The sequence below is a fragment of the Streptomyces sp. NPDC015144 genome (genome assembly GCF_043079735.1).
In the GTDB taxonomy this organism is placed as follows: domain Bacteria; phylum Actinomycetota; class Actinomycetes; order Streptomycetales; family Streptomycetaceae; genus Streptomyces.
In genome coordinates, this window is the sequence record NZ_JBIBUU010000003.1 from 48,733 (window position 1) to 62,210 (window position 13,478).

Below are 13,478 nucleotides of genomic sequence, written 5' to 3' on the forward strand. Positions count from 1 at the left end.
GGAGGGGGCAGGTGCATGAGTGGGGCGCATCATGACGAGGGGCACACCGTCGCGGGGTGGGCGGGTTTCGCCGTCGCCGTCCTGGGATCGCTGGCTGTCGGTCTGGGGGTCGTCGGCTGGTGGCCGGGGGTCTGGATCGGGTCGGCGCTTCTGGTGGTCGCGGTGCTGGTCGCGTGGGGGCTGCATCTCGCGGGCTGGGGGAAGCCGCCGGGGGTGCGGCCGGTCGGCCGGAGGGGGTTCGGGGTGCGGGACCGTTCCGCGCGCGAGGGGCATCCGGACTGCTTCGGCTGCCGGGTGGCCGGGCGGCGGGGCGTGGCCCCGGGGGAGGTGGTCGACGAGGTGCCCTGACGGGTGAGGTGGCCGCCGCGTGGTGGTAGTTGGTGCGCCGTGCACATCATGTGTATCTTGCATATGAAGTGCATAGTGCACATCTGTCTGGCGCGGGGGCTGTGCCCGCCGGGCGGGACCGCCTGCCGTGCAGGCGCTCAGGAAAGGAACCACCCCATGAACCCACTCGGTCTGCAGGGCAAGGTGGCCGTCGTCACCGGCGGCGCCTCCGGCATCGGCGGGGCCGTCACCAGGCTGTTCGTCGCACGCGGTGCCCGGGTCGTCGTGGTCGACCTCCAGGCGGAGGCGGGGGAGGCGCTGGTCCGTGAGCTGGGGGACGGCGTGGCCTTCCTGTGCGGGGACGTGTCGGACCGGGCCGTCGCCGACCGGGCCGTCGCGACGGCCGTCGAGCGGTTCGGCAAGCTCGACGTCCTGGTGAACAACGCGAGCGTGTCGCGCCAGAAGCCGTTCGAGGAGCAGACGGACGACGACTGGGACCTCGCCATGGACACCGGCCTGTACGCCACCCGCAACTTCATGCTCGCGGCCCTGCCCGAGCTGAAGCGGGCCGGCGGCGCCTCGGTCGTCAACTTCGGCTCGGGCGCCGGGCTCGACGGCCAGCCCAACCAGGCGTCCTACGCGGCGGCGAAGGAGGCGATCCGTGGGCTGAGCCGGGTTGTGGCCAACGAGTGGGCCCCGTACGACATCCGCGTCAACGTGGTCTGCCCGATGGCGCTCACGGCGGGCGTGGCCCGGTGGGCCGAGGCGCGCCCCGAGCAGTACGCGCAGTCCGCGGCCAAGGTGCCGCTGGGCCGATTCGGCGACCCGGACCGGGATGTCGCGCCCGTCGTCGCTTTCCTCGCGAGTGACGATGCCCAGTACATGACGGGCCAGACCCTGATGGCCGACGGCGGTGCGATCAAGCTCCGCTGACCGCGGCGGCGAGTGGTGGAGGCAGGGGTGTCGGACGAGGAGATGCCGGGCGGGGCGGACCCGGGTGAGCGGGTGAGCCGGCGCGCCGAGGCGGAGGGCGAGCGCCTGAAGGAGCGGATCTACGCCTCGCTCACCCTGCTCGCGGTGCTGGTGGGGCTGGCGCAGGGCGGGCACGCCGGCCCCGCGGGGGCGGCGGTGTCGGTCGCGGTGACCGCCCTGGGGCTGTGGCTGGCGACCCTCGTCGCGGACCTCCAGGCCCATCCGGTCGTGTACGGGCGCCGCCCGCGCGTGCGGGAGATCCGGCACGCGCTGTTCACCAGCAGCCCGCTGCTGAGCAGCGCGGCCGGGCCCCTGCTGCTGATCGGCGCGTCCGGAGCCGGTCTCTTCGGGCTCACCACGGCGCTGTGGATCTCGGTGGGCAGCGAGGTCGCCGCACTGGCCCTGTGGGGGTTCGTCGGCGGCCGACGGGTGGGATCCGGTCGGGCGGGCGCGGCGGTCGCCGCCGTGCTCAACGCGGCGATCGGCGCGGGGGTCGTCTCCGTGAAACTGCTCGCCGGGCACTGATCCCGCGCCCCGGCCGGCCCCGACGCCCCGGGGCAGTCCGGCTCCTCCCCGGCCCGGCCCGGGCGGTGCGGCTCCTGCCCGCCCCGGGCGGTAAGGCTCCTATCCGTGCGGCGCCGGAACGGACGACGCGAGCGGGGTGCGGCGGGTGCGCGCCAGGCGCTGGCGGCGGGCTTCGTAAAGAACGACGGAGGCGGCGTTCGACGCGTTCAGAGAGCTGGCGGAACCGGTCATCGGGATGCTGACCACATGGTCGCAGAGCTCGCGCCAGGCCGCGCTGAGGCCCGCGGTCTCGTTGCCGATCAGCAGCAGGACCGGCCGGGTCAGGTCGAACTCCGCGATGTCCGCCTCCCCGTTCTCGTCCGTGCCGACGACGGCCACCGGCAGGTCCCGGGCGCGCTCCTGGTCCAGCCAGGCCATCACCTCGTGGTGCGAGGGGCTGCGCACCACGGGCACGGAGAAGAGTGAACCCGTCGAGGCCCGGACGGACTTGGGGTCGTACGGGTCCGCCGCGTGCCCCGTGACGATCAGCCCGTCGGCCCCCATCGCGTCGGCCGACCGCGCGATGCTCCCGATGTTGCCGGGCTGGGTCGGCCGGTCGAAGAGCAGGCCGAGGAAGTCCTCGTGGACCCTGATCCGCGACAGGCTGTCCGGCTCCATCGCGACCACCGCCAGCAACTCCGCCGACCCGTCGCCCTTCTCACTCAGTTCGGCGAGCAACTCCGGCGCCATCACGATGCGTTCGGTGCCGACCCGGCGCAGCAGGTCCTCGGCCCAGCGGGAGGGCGGGCGGTCCGCTCCGTGGATCAGGGACCGTACGGTCCAGCCGTGCTCCACCGCCATCGTGATCGGGCGTACGCCCTGGACCAAAAACTCCTTGGCGCGCCCGCGCTTGGTGCGGTTGCCGAGCAGGGTCTGGAGCTGCTGGAAGCGGGCGTTGCGGGTCGAGATCCGCTGAACTGCCACCCGGTGCCTCCGTATTTAAGTCGGTCGCCGCGCGGCGCTTGCTCCGGCATCCTCTCCCACTCCGTGCGCGGAAGGCCAGTTGACGCGATCCGGCCGCCCGGTCGACGGCCTGGCCGCTTGAGCGGTGCGTTCGCTCGAAAGGGGCGTGCGCTTGAGAGGTGTGTCCGTCCCTTCTCGACTCCAGGACTGGAAATAGATACCCCCTAGGGGTATGTTCTCCCGCATGGATACCCCCTCCAGGTAAAGGAGTTGTTCTGTGATGTCCGCTTCATCCGCACGAAGCGCATCGGGCGCGCCGTCCGACGCGCGGAGATGGTCCGCGCTCGCCCTGATCGCCCTGGCCCAGTTCATCGTCATCATGGACACCTCGATCATCGGGGTGGCCCTGCCCCGGATCCAGTCCGACCTGGGCTTCTCCCAGGAGAACCTGTCGTGGGTGTTCAACGCCTACGTCGTCGCCTTCGGCGGGCTGCTGCTGCTCGGCGGCCGGCTCTCGGACCTGCTCGGCGCCCGGCGCCTGTTCAGTGCCGGGTGGGTCGTCCTCGCCGCGGGTTCCCTGGCCGCCGGCCTCGCCGGAGAGGTCTGGGTCGAGCTGACCGGACGGGCTCTCCAGGGCGTGGGCGCCGCGCTCATCGCACCGTCCGCGCTCACCCTGCTGATGACGCTGTTCGGCTCGCGCCCCAAGGAGCTGGGGCGGGCCTTCGCGCTGTACGGTGCCGCCGCGCCGGCCGGCGGGACCGCCGGGGTCTTCCTCGGCGGTGTCATCACCCAGTACGCCAGCTGGCCCTGGGTCTTCTACATCAACGTCCCCGTCGCGCTGGTCGTCCTGCTCGTCACGCCCGCCGTCATGCCTTCGGGCGCGGGGCGGCGCGGATCGGTCGACCTGGCCGGTGCCGTCACCGTCACCGCGGGCCTGGCCGCCGCCGTCTACGCCATTGTCCGGGCCCCCGAGACCGGTTGGGGCTCCGGCGAGACCTGGCTGGTCCTGCTGGCCGGGGTGGCGCTGATCGCCGCCTTCGTCGCGATCCAGTCCAGGCGGCGCGAGCCGCTGATGCGGCTCGGGATCCTGCGGGCGCCCAACCTGGCCGGGGCCAACCTCGCCCAGTTGCTGATGGCCGCCGCGTGGATCCCCATGTGGTTCTTCCTCAACCTCTATCTCCAGCAGGTCCTGGGGCTGGGCGCCTTCGCCTCCGGCGCCGCGCTGCTGCCGATGACCGTCGCCATCATGATCATGATGATCGTGCTGGCACCGAGGCTGATCTCCCGCTTCGGCCCCAAGCCCCTTATCGTCCTTGGTCTGCTGGCGCTCGGCGCGGGCATGTTCTGGCTCTCGCTGGCCCGTCCGGACGGCAGCTTCCTCGTCGACGTCCTGCCCGCCTCCCTGCTCGCGGCGGTCGGCATGTCCCTGGCGTTCATCCCGTCGCTCGGTACCGCGCTCTCCAGCGCCCGCCCGGAGGAGGGCGGCCTCGCCTCGGGGATCGTCAACACCAGCTACCAGGTGGGCTCCGCGCTCGGCCTCGCCGCGATGACCGCGATCGCCGCCGCGCACGGCTCCCGCGAACTCGGTGACCCGGCGGCCCTCACCGAGGGCTTCTCCGCCGCCTTCACCGGCGCCGCGGTGCTCGCCGTGGTCGGGGGCCTCGCAGCCCTGCTGACCCTGCGCGCCGCGCCCGCACCGGCCGAGGAGGGTGCGAACGGGTGAGCCGGAAGGAGGCGGAATGTTTCCGCGATGACGGAACCGGGCGGCGTCCGCGGCCCGGGGCGGGTGTCCGCCCCGGCCCCGGACGCCGCTCCGTGTCTCACTCCGGACACCGCTCCGCGCCCGTCCCGGAGGCTGGACACTGCTCTGTGTTTGCCCCGGAGGCCGGACGCCGCTCCGCGCCCGCCCCGGAGACCGGGCGCCGGGCGGTGACCAGCAGGGCCGTGGTGCGCAGCCGGAACGCCCCGTCCCGCTCGTACGGCTCCAGGAGTTCGACCAGGCGCCGCCGGGCGCGCTCCCGGTCGTCCGCCCCGACCTGGTCCAGCAGATGGCGGCCCGGTCCCGAGCCCAGCAGGAAGGCGGCCGCGTCGGCGGCGTCCCGGCCCCAGACCCCGTACGCCTCCACCGGCTCGGTGCGGACAGCCTCGTACCCGGCGCCGGACAGCAACCCCCGTACGGTCCCCGGATCGGCCAGCGAGAACATCCCCGGGGCGCCGGGTGCGCCGAGGTCGCCGACCGGGAGGATGCCGCGCAGCCCCTGGATCGCCCCGAGCCACTCGGTCCGGCCGGGGTCCGTGGAGCACACGAAGGCGATCCGCCCGCCGGGCCGCAGCGCCTGCCCGACATGGGCGAACGCGGCCACCGGGTCGGCGAAGAACATCACCCCGAACCGGCTGACCGCCACATCGTAGGAGCCGGGGGCGAACGGATGGACCTGGACGTCGGCCCGCTCGAACGCGGTGTTCCCGAGGCCCTCCCGTCGCGCCGACTCCCGGGCGCGGGCGAGCATCGGGGCCGACAGGTCCACCCCGGTGGCCCGCCCGAGGGGTGCCCGTCGCGCGGCCAGCCGGGTGGTGCGTCCCGTCCCGCAGCCGAGGTCGAGCACGTGGTCCCGCTCCGCGATGCGGGCGGCGGAGAGCAGGAGTTCGTTGAACCCGTCGTTCACATCGTCCCAACGGGTCTGGTTCTCGGCCCAGTACGTGCCCTCGTAACCGTTCCACGCCTGGTTCTGGCTCTCGTTGACGATCTGTCGCATCCCTTGCTCCCGACGGAGACGGCTAGTATGGGCAAGTGCCCATACGTGGTCGGGCAACGGTATGGGCAAACGCCCGTACTGTAAACAGGGCGAGAGGGAGGGGCTCATGTCCCCGCGTGGTGTGACGACTCCGGACGTGCGCGAGCGGCTGTTCACCGCCGCGGAGCGGGTGCTGGAACGGGAGGGGCCGGGAGCCCTGACGAGCAGGGCGATCACCGGCGAGGCGGGCTGCGCGAAGGGGCTGCTGCACGCCCACTTCGACGGACTCGACGCGTTCGTCGCGGAGTTGGTGCTGGACCGGTTCGCCCGGGTGGCCCGGCACGCCGAGGGGCTGCCGGGCCGGGTGGGGGAGGGGACCGTCGCGGCGAACCTGCTCGATGTCGCCCTGGCGCTGCTGGCCTCGTCCGGGCCCACCGTCGCGGGCCTGGCGCTCGCCCGTCCCGCGGCCGCTGCGCGGATCCGGGCCGCCTTGCTGGCCGGTGCGCCGGGCTTCGGTACGGTCCAGGACGCGATCACCGCCTACCTGGACGCGGAGCGCCTCGGCGGGCGGGTCGCGGAGGTGGCCGACACCGGGGCGGTGGCCCTCGCCCTGGTCGGCACCCTCCACCACCTGCTCATGACCGGCGGGCCCGACCGGGGCGCCGAGCGGGACCGGGTCGCCCGGCTGGTGGCCCAGCTCGACGCGGGCCTGCGGCCGGACGGGCCGGCCGCAGGCGGATGACCGGACCGTCCGTCACCCCAGCCGGACGCGCACCGTGTGCGTGGCCCCCGCGCTCGCGCTCAGGTCGCCGTACGTCAGGGTCAGCGCGGATCCGGTCCGTGCGTCGGTGACGCTGCCCGGCCGGGACAGTACGGACCTGACCGGGCGGCGCCAGGTGAGGGTGAGGCCGGTGACGGTGCGGGACGGGTCGGCGACGCAGACCGTGGCGGTGCCGTCGCGCTTCTCGCGGATCTGCACGCAGACCGGCGCGCTCACCGTGACCGGGCCCGCCGTGCCCGCCGCCCAGAAGGTGATCCCGGTGAAGCCGAGCGAGGGGACGTGGATGCCGGTGCGGTCCGCGTCCTGGGCGAGGATGCGCAGCCAGCCGGTGTCCGCCGCACGGGCGGCGGTGCGCGCGGCGCTCGCGCCCGGCATGAGCACGTACGCGTAGGAACCGTCCGCCGGATCGGTGCCGTGGTCCTGCCAGAGCGTGAGGTAGCGGCGGGTCAGCGGTGTGGTGGGCCCGTCGTCGTTGACGTCCCGCCAGGCGCCGGTGCGCTCCTCGCGCAGGGCGCGCAGGGTGGTGGTGCCGGGGAAGACGTAGCCCGCGTGCCCGTCGATGTGGGCCCAGGCGGTGCGGCGGGTGGTGGTCCAGCCCTGGTCGGCGGGTTGCGTCCGGCCGTCGAGGAGCAGCCGCCGGGTGCCGTCGGCGCCGAGGAAGCGGTTGTCGATCACCGTCTCCACCGCCGCGCCGTCGGTGGAGGTGATCCCGGAGCCGAGGCAGACCACGCAGTCGTCCAGCCAGAACCAGGACTTGCGGGCGTGCATCGTGCTGGCCAGGCCCTGGAGGTGCTGGCCGGTGGTGCCGAACTCGCCGTCGCCGGTGCCGCCCACCCAGCGGGTCGCCGGCGTCGGGTTGGCCCAGGCACCGCCCTGCCCGTCGGCCAGCTTTTTCCGGGAGACGGTGGTGCCGGGCAGCCGGTACGGGTCGACGGTCGGCCAGTACGCGTCGGAGTACTGGTCCTGGCCGCTCTCCGAGCCCCACCACTGGAGCCAGCCCGCTCCGGTGTGCCAGCCGCGCTTGTTCTCGCCGTTGCCGAACTCGTAGTGGGCGATCCGGGCCGAGGCCATGGAGAGCCCGGCGCCCCAGCCGCGGCGGCGGTGGGTGACCCGGTCCATGTAGTGGAAGACGCGGTGCGCGGACGGCTCGGGGGCGGGAGCGACGCCCGCGTCGTCCAACAGGGCCTGCAGCCGCGCGGTGTTGACCAGGCTCAGCGATCCGGCCGCGAGCGCGGGGGCGTAGTGGTCGCGGACCAGCCAGCCCTTGACCATCGCCCGCCAGCGGGCGTTCTCCTCGGGCTCGGCGCCCAGGCCCAGCAGCACGATGGAGGCCATGACCCCGTGCGCGCGGGTGTGGTCGCTGGTGCCGGCGCGGGTGACGCCCCGCCCCGAGACGTTGTCCATCATCAGCCCGTCGTACACGAACGGGGCGATGGCCGCCTCGATGGTGTCGAGGAACTGCCGGCTGCCCGGGTCGGTGATCTCCCAGGCCGACCCGCGCAGCAGGGCGAAGAGCCGGCCGAGCCCGTCGTTGAGCACCGCGCCGTAGCCGCCGATGTACGGGATGGACGTGTGCTGGACGAAGGAGCCGTCCGGGTAGAAGCCGTCGCCCTTGGTGACGTAGGGGAAGACCGGCGAGAGCGCCGCGACGGCCAGCGCGATCTTGGCGGCGTTGGCGCCGACGATGCCGCGCAGGATGATCCCCCGGCACAGGTCGACCCGGTTGGCGCCGGTGCTGGTGCCGGTGTACGAACCGACGGCCGAGTCCGGCAGGAAGTGGTCGACCGCCGCGCAGTACGCCGCCCGCCGATCGTCCGTCAGCGCGTCGTGGAGGAGTACGCAGGTGTCCAGCAGGGCCTGCGGTGCGCCGATCTGCCAGTTCCACCAGTTCCCGTAACGGGCGGTCGACGGGTTGAAGACCTCGGCGTGGAGGTGGTCGAGGCCGGTGATCACCGCGTCGCGCACGGCGGTGTCGCCGGTGAGCCCGGTGCCGGGCTGGGAGTACGCCTCCGCCATGGTGCGCAGCCGGTTGTAGCTGGTGTTCATGTTGGCGGAGAAGCCGAAGGACTCGGTGTCGGTGTCCGGATCGGGGTCCAGGTAGACCAGGTCGGGCCAGAGCGAGCCGGTGGCGGGCGTCATCGCGGCGCGGTGGGCGGCGGCCTGGGCGCCGAGCTCGGCGAGCTTGGTGCGGAACGGCTCGGCGGTCGGGCTGAACCCGGTGCCCAGATAGAGCTCGCGCCACTTCGCGCGCAGCGCGGCGAACGCGTCGTCACCGGCGGCGGACGGCGTGGCCGAGGTGACCGTGGTGGCTCTGGTGAGGGAGGTGGCGGCGGACGCGGGGGAGGGCAGGCTCAGCGCGAGCGCCGTACCACCGCCCACGGCCAGCAGGGTGCGACGGGACCAGGCAGATGTCATCGAAGCTCCGGGGGGAGTGTGAGCCAATGCGTGGAACGGCGCCGTAGTAAGCGTTTTCTAGCATGGGGGCGACAGGGCCCTCAAGAGGTGCGCGGGCACGGGCCCGGAGCCCGGCTACGCGTCCGGGATCGGCTGCTCGGCCCAGATCGTCTTGCCGCGCCGGGTGTAGCGGCTGCCCCAGCGGGTGGTGAGCTGGGCGACGAGATACAGGCCGCGGCCTCCCTCGTCGGTGAGCAGGGCCCGGCGCATCCGGGGCTGGGTGGCGCTCGGGTCGGAGACCTCGCAGGTCAGCTGCTTCGCGCGGATCAGCCGCACCTCGACCGGGCCGCCCGCGTGCCGGATGGCGTTGGTGACCAGTTCGCTGAGGACCAGCTCGGTGGTGAAGACCAGCTCCTCCAGCCCCCAGGCGCGCAGTTGGCGGGCGGCGTCCTGGCGGACCCGGGCGACGGCGACCGGATCGGCCTCCACCGGCCAGGCGGCGGTGTTCCCGGCCGGAACCGCGTGGGTACGGGCGAGCAGCAGGGTGACGTCGTCGGCGAGCTGGTGCGGGGGACGGGCGGCGATGATCTCCCGGCCCAGCTCCCGCAGCGGCGCGGTGGCGGCGCCGGGGCGGGCCAGACGGTCGCGGAGCTCGGCCATGCCCGCGTCCACGTCGCTGTCCCGGCCCTCGATCAGCCCGTCGGTGTAGAGCGCGAGGAGGCTGCCGGGCTCCAGCTCGATCTCGGTCGTCTCGAACGGCAGTCCGTTGACGCCCAGCGGCGGTCCGGGGTTCAGCGGTACGTACGAGACGGTGCCGTCCGGGGCGGCGACGGCGGGCGGCGGGTGCCCGGCGGAGACCATCGCGCAGCGCCGGGAGACCGGGTCGTAGACCGCGTACAGGCAGGTCGCGCCGACCGGATCGGCGGCCCGGTGGCCGAATTCCGCCCTGCTCTCGTCCGTACGGGTGAACGGGGCCGACCGTGCGGCCCCGGCGTCGGGCCCGCTCGCTCCGCCCGCCCCGGCCTCCCCGTCGTCCTCTCCCACGGTTCCGTCGCCCGGCTCGTCGCGGAGCTGGGAGACCAGGTCGTCGAGGTGGACCATCAGCTCGTCCGGCTCCAGGTCGAGATCGGCGAGGGTGCGCACGGCGGTACGGAGCCGCCCCATGGTGGCGGTGGCGCCCAGGCCGTGCCCGACCACGTCCCCGGCGACCAGGGCGACCCGGGCCGAGGACAGCGGGATCACGTCGAACCAGTCGCCGCCGACGCCGGTGGCGGTGTCGGCGGGCAGATAGAAACCGGACGTGGTCACGGCGACGGTCTCCGCCTGCGCGGGCGGCAGCAGGCTCCGCTGGAGTCCCACGGCGGCCCGGTGCTCCCGGGTGTAGCGGCGGGCGTTGTCCAGGGCGAGGGCGGCGCGCCCGGCGATCTCGTTCAGCAGATCCAGGTCGGCCAGGGCGTACGCGGGCCGCCCGGCGCCGTTCCGTACCGTCACCCGCCCCAGGAAGCTGCCCCGGGCCCGCAGCGGGACGGTCATCGACGCGGGGGAACGGTTCACCACCGGGGCGCAGCGCGGATCGGCCCGCACCGCCGCACCGTCGTCCGTCGCGGGAGCGGCGTCCACCATGGAGGCACCCGCGTCCGCCGGAACCCCCAGGGACTCCCGGTCCTCGGGAAGTGGTCCGGCGGAAGGCGCCCCGGCGGGAAGCGCCCCGGCCACCGCCGTCCGGAGCAGCGGCAGCAGCCCGTCCTCGCCCGGCGCCGGCTCCTCGCCCGTGAACACCGCCTCGGCGATCTCCACCACCGCGAGGTCGGCCAGCTCAGGCACCAGCACGTCGGCCAGCTCCTCACCGGTCCCGGCCACCGACAGCGAGCGTCCGACCGCCGCGGTGGCCCGGTGCAGGATCGCCAGGCGCTCGTCGGAGCGGCGCTGCTCGGTGACGTCGGTGAACAGCGCGGTGACCCCGAAGACCTCCCCGTCCGGCGCCTGGAGCCGGAAGGCGGAGATGGCCATCACCGCCCCGCCTGCCGGGTCCTCGATGGTCCGTACGGTCTCCTCCGCCAGGATCAGCGGACGGCCCGTCCGCAGCACCTCGCACAGCAGCGCGTCGATCGCCGCCGCGCCCTCGGGCTCCAGGAAGTCCGCCAGCCGCTTGCCGCGCAGGTCGGGCGCGAGGCCGGTGTACGGCAGTAGATGGGTGTTGGTCCGCATCAGCCGCAGCTCCGCGTCGAACACGGCGAGCCCCAGCCGGTCCTGGAGGAAGAGCTCCCGGGTGAACGCCTGGTCCTGCCGCCACCGGTCCACCGTCCCGACCGGGGCCCAGAGCACGAAGTACCGGGCCGTCCCGTCGGTGTCCGCGAGGGGCAGCGCGTGGAAGACGATGCTCATGGGCCCGCCCCGGCCGGTGCGCACCACGGTCTCGCCGGACCAGGCGGCGTCCCGGTGCCCCTCGGGCGTCGGGGGCCTGGAGGCCGGGTCCGCGAGGAGTTCCACGGCGGGGCGGCCGCAGACCTCCTCGGCCGTCAGCCCGAACAGCTCCGCCGCCGCGGGTGTCCAGCCGACGACCAGCCCGTCCGCGTCCAGCAGCGCTCCGGCGGCGCTGTCCGCGAAGGGGAGCCCGCCGTACCCGGGCGCGCCCGGGAGGGTCTTGCCGTACACCTGTCGCTCAGCTCCCTCTCCCGGCATCGCCGACGGTCCCGTGCCGCGTCCGCGGACGTCTCCATCATCCCTCCGCCCACCGCCGCCGCCAGTTCCGGCGGCCGGGCTTTCGCCACTCGGGGCCCGTACCGCAGCCGGGTGGGGCAGTATGTCGACCAGTCGACCGGCGGGAAGGTTCTGCATGTCCGAACATACCGGGGCAAGCCGCGGGGCACTGCTGGCGGTGAGCGATCTGCACGCCGCGGTGGCGGACAACCGACCCGTCCTGGAAGCCCTGAGACCGGGCTCGGACGAGGACTGGCTGATCGTCGCCGGTGATGTCGCGGAGCAGCCCGACGACGTGGAACGGTCGCTGCGGCTGCTCGCGGACCGGTTCGCCCGGGTGATCTGGACGCCGGGGAACCACGAGCTGTGGACGACCCCGCGCGATCCGGTCCGGCTGCGGGGCCGGGAGCGGTACGAGCATCTGGTCGAGGTGTGCCGGGGGCTCGGGGTGGACACCCCGGAGGACCCGTACCCGGTGTGGCGCGGGCCCGGCGGCCCGGCGGCGGTGGCACCCGTCTTCCTGCTGTACGACTACAGCTTCCGGGCGCCGGGCACCACGACCAAGGAGGAGTCCCTGGCGTACGCGCGCCGGACCGGCGTGGTGTGCACCGACGAGTACACGCTCCACCCCGACCCGTACCCGAGCCGCGAGGAGTGGTGCCGGGCCAGGGTGGCGGAGACGGAGCGGCGGCTGGCGGCCCACGACCCGAGCGTTCCGCTGGTGATCGCCGGGCACTGGCCGCTGGTGCGCGAGCCGACCGACGTCCTGTGGTACCCGGAGTTCGCCCAGTGGTGCGGCACCACGCTCACCGCCGACTGGCACCGCCGCTTCAACACGGCGGCGGTGGTCTACGGCCATCTGCACATCCCGCGCACCACCTGGTACGACGGCGTGCGCTTCGAGGAGGTCTCCATCGGCTACCCGAGGGAATGGCGCAAACGCGGCCATCCCAGGGGGCTGCTGCGCCGGATCCTTCCGTACGACGGCAGTTGACGCGACCGGCCGGCCCGCCCGGCGGGGGCGGGGCCGGATGACCGGGCTGGGTGACCCCGTGACCGGGCGACCAGGGAGCCGGTGCGTCGGCGCCGACTGCCGGTGGGTCAGATGACCGGGGGGCGCCCCAGCTTCGTCATCCGCCACACCGTGCGCCAGCGCATCGGCCGCCGCCGCCCGCACGGGGTGCGGACGCCCTCCGCGAAGCCGCCGGCCCAGGCGCGCAGCCCGGACGCCGAGCGGGTGCGGGCCAGCGTGAGCAGGGTCCAGGTGCCCAGGTAGGCCGGGACCAGCGGGAGGGGCAGGTGGCGGCGGGCCAGCCAGACCCGGTTGCGGGCCGTCATCCGGTAGTAGACGGCGTGCCGGGCCGGGGACGTCTTGGGGTGCTGGAGCAGCAGATCGGGCTCGTAGAGGATCTTCCAGCCGGCGTCCAGCGCCCGCCAGGACAGGTCCGTCTCCTCGTGCGTGAAGAAGAACTCCGCGGGCCAGTGCCCGGTTTCGGCGAGCATCTTCATCGAGAAGGCGTGGCCGCCGCCGAGGAAGGCGGTGACCGGTCCGCCCCGCATCGGGTCGCCGGCCCGGAGCCGGGGGACGTGGCGGCGCTGGGTCTCGCCGTGCTCGTCGGCGATCCGGAAGCCGATGACACCGAGCCGGGGATCGGCGGCGAACATGTCCCGGACCTTGCGGAACACCCCGTCGTCGACGAGGAGTCCGTCGTCGTCGAGCTCGATGACCACGTCCACGTCGCCGAGCTCCGCGAGCCTGGCGAGGGCGACGTTGCGGCCGCCGGGGCAGCCCAGGTTCTCCGGCAGCTCGATCACCGTCACCCCGCCGGAGAGGTCCGACAGGCCGGGGAACGCGGCGAAGTCGGGGAGGGAGGTGCCGTTGCCCACGACGACGAGCCGGGCGGGACGGACGTCCTGCCCGGCCACCGAGCGCAGCAGGGCCTCGACCTGCTGCGGACGGTCGCCCATGGTGACGACGGAAACGGCGATGCGCGGTTCGGACACGGTCGGTACTCCTGGTCTCGCTGCGGTGTCGCGATCGTAGTCCCAGGAGATGGTCGCCCGTTGTTCGGCCACCCGTCGCCGTACCGACACGGACCCTG

At 74.0% G+C, this 13,478-nt stretch carries 11 protein-coding genes; 6 read left to right on the plus strand and 5 right to left on the minus strand.

Annotation, left to right across the window (positions count from 1 at the left end):
- The first annotated feature begins 15 nt into the window (after window positions 1–15).
- The 3 genes from ACF08W_RS06965 (at window position 16) to ACF08W_RS06975 (ending at window position 1,824) form a co-directional block, all read left to right on the plus strand.
- Entirely contained in the window at window positions 16–348 is a 333-nt protein-coding gene (locus ACF08W_RS06965; protein WP_392278686.1) for a hypothetical protein, read from the plus strand.
- A gap of 156 nt (window positions 349–504) precedes the next feature.
- Window positions 505–1,260 (plus strand): SDR family NAD(P)-dependent oxidoreductase, encoded by a 756-nt coding sequence (locus ACF08W_RS06970; RefSeq protein ID WP_385204867.1) that lies wholly within the window; start codon window positions 505–507, stop codon window positions 1,258–1,260.
- 27 nt (window positions 1,261–1,287) lie between these two features.
- Window positions 1,288–1,824 (plus strand): hypothetical protein, encoded by a 537-nt coding sequence (locus ACF08W_RS06975; RefSeq protein WP_392278687.1) that lies wholly within the window; start codon window positions 1,288–1,290, stop codon window positions 1,822–1,824.
- 99 nt (window positions 1,825–1,923) lie between these two features.
- Here ACF08W_RS06975 and ACF08W_RS06980 read toward each other — a convergent pair whose 3' ends face one another.
- Window positions 1,924–2,787, minus strand: coding sequence for an RNA methyltransferase (locus tag ACF08W_RS06980; RefSeq protein WP_392278688.1), 864 nt, complete (start codon window positions 2,785–2,787; stop codon window positions 1,924–1,926).
- A gap of 259 nt (window positions 2,788–3,046) precedes the next feature.
- Here ACF08W_RS06980 and ACF08W_RS06985 point away from each other — a divergent pair, with 259 nt between their 5' ends.
- Window positions 3,047–4,489, plus strand: a complete 1,443-nt coding sequence (locus tag ACF08W_RS06985; protein WP_392278689.1) for an MFS transporter — start codon at window positions 3,047–3,049, stop codon at window positions 4,487–4,489.
- Between the two features lie 97 nt (window positions 4,490–4,586).
- Here the strand turns inward: ACF08W_RS06985 and ACF08W_RS06990 are convergent, their stop codons facing one another.
- Window positions 4,587–5,522, minus strand: coding sequence for a class I SAM-dependent methyltransferase (locus tag ACF08W_RS06990; RefSeq protein ID WP_392278690.1), 936 nt, complete (start codon window positions 5,520–5,522; stop codon window positions 4,587–4,589).
- Window positions 5,523–5,628: 106 nt separating this feature from the next.
- On the opposite strand from ACF08W_RS06990, the gene ACF08W_RS06995 reads away from it, so the two are divergent.
- Window positions 5,629–6,243, plus strand: a complete 615-nt coding sequence (locus ACF08W_RS06995; RefSeq protein WP_392278691.1) for a TetR/AcrR family transcriptional regulator — start codon at window positions 5,629–5,631, stop codon at window positions 6,241–6,243.
- Window positions 6,244–6,255: 12 nt separating this feature from the next.
- Here the strand turns inward: ACF08W_RS06995 and ACF08W_RS07000 are convergent, their stop codons facing one another.
- Window positions 6,256–8,697, minus strand: coding sequence for a polysaccharide lyase 8 family protein (locus ACF08W_RS07000; protein ID WP_392278692.1), 2,442 nt, complete (start codon window positions 8,695–8,697; stop codon window positions 6,256–6,258).
- A 114-nt stretch (window positions 8,698–8,811) separates the two neighbouring features.
- Window positions 8,812–11,331, minus strand: coding sequence for a SpoIIE family protein phosphatase (locus tag ACF08W_RS07005; RefSeq protein WP_392278693.1), 2,520 nt, complete (start codon window positions 11,329–11,331; stop codon window positions 8,812–8,814).
- Window positions 11,332–11,512: 181 nt separating this feature from the next.
- Between ACF08W_RS07005 and ACF08W_RS07010 the strand changes: the two genes are divergently transcribed.
- Window positions 11,513–12,370 (plus strand): metallophosphoesterase, encoded by an 858-nt coding sequence (locus ACF08W_RS07010; protein ID WP_352277732.1) that lies wholly within the window; start codon window positions 11,513–11,515, stop codon window positions 12,368–12,370.
- A 107-nt stretch (window positions 12,371–12,477) separates the two neighbouring features.
- On the opposite strand, the gene ACF08W_RS07015 is transcribed toward ACF08W_RS07010, so the two are convergent.
- Window positions 12,478–13,380: a glycosyltransferase family 2 protein gene (locus tag ACF08W_RS07015; protein WP_385204890.1), complete on the minus strand. Its 903-nt coding sequence runs from the start codon at window positions 13,378–13,380 to the stop codon at window positions 12,478–12,480.
- Window positions 13,381–13,478: the final 98 nt, after the last annotated feature.

Bases quoted from the DNA above. Each gene is read 5' to 3' on its own strand.
- ACF08W_RS06965 (WP_392278686.1), top strand. From the start codon at position 16: ATGAGTGGGGCGCATCATGACGAGGGGCACACCGTCGCGGGGTGGGCG.
- ACF08W_RS06970 (WP_385204867.1), top strand. From the start codon at position 505: ATGAACCCACTCGGTCTGCAGGGCAAGGTGGCCGTCGTCACCGGCGGC.
- ACF08W_RS06985 (WP_392278689.1), top strand. From the start codon at position 3,047: ATGTCCGCTTCATCCGCACGAAGCGCATCGGGCGCGCCGTCCGACGCG.
- ACF08W_RS06990 (WP_392278690.1), bottom strand. From the start codon at position 5,522: ATGCGACAGATCGTCAACGAGAGCCAGAACCAGGCGTGGAACGGTTAC.
- ACF08W_RS06995 (WP_392278691.1), top strand. From the start codon at position 5,629: ATGTCCCCGCGTGGTGTGACGACTCCGGACGTGCGCGAGCGGCTGTTC.
- ACF08W_RS07000 (WP_392278692.1), bottom strand. From the start codon at position 8,697: ATGACATCTGCCTGGTCCCGTCGCACCCTGCTGGCCGTGGGCGGTGGT.
- ACF08W_RS07010 (WP_352277732.1), top strand. From the start codon at position 11,513: ATGTCCGAACATACCGGGGCAAGCCGCGGGGCACTGCTGGCGGTGAGC.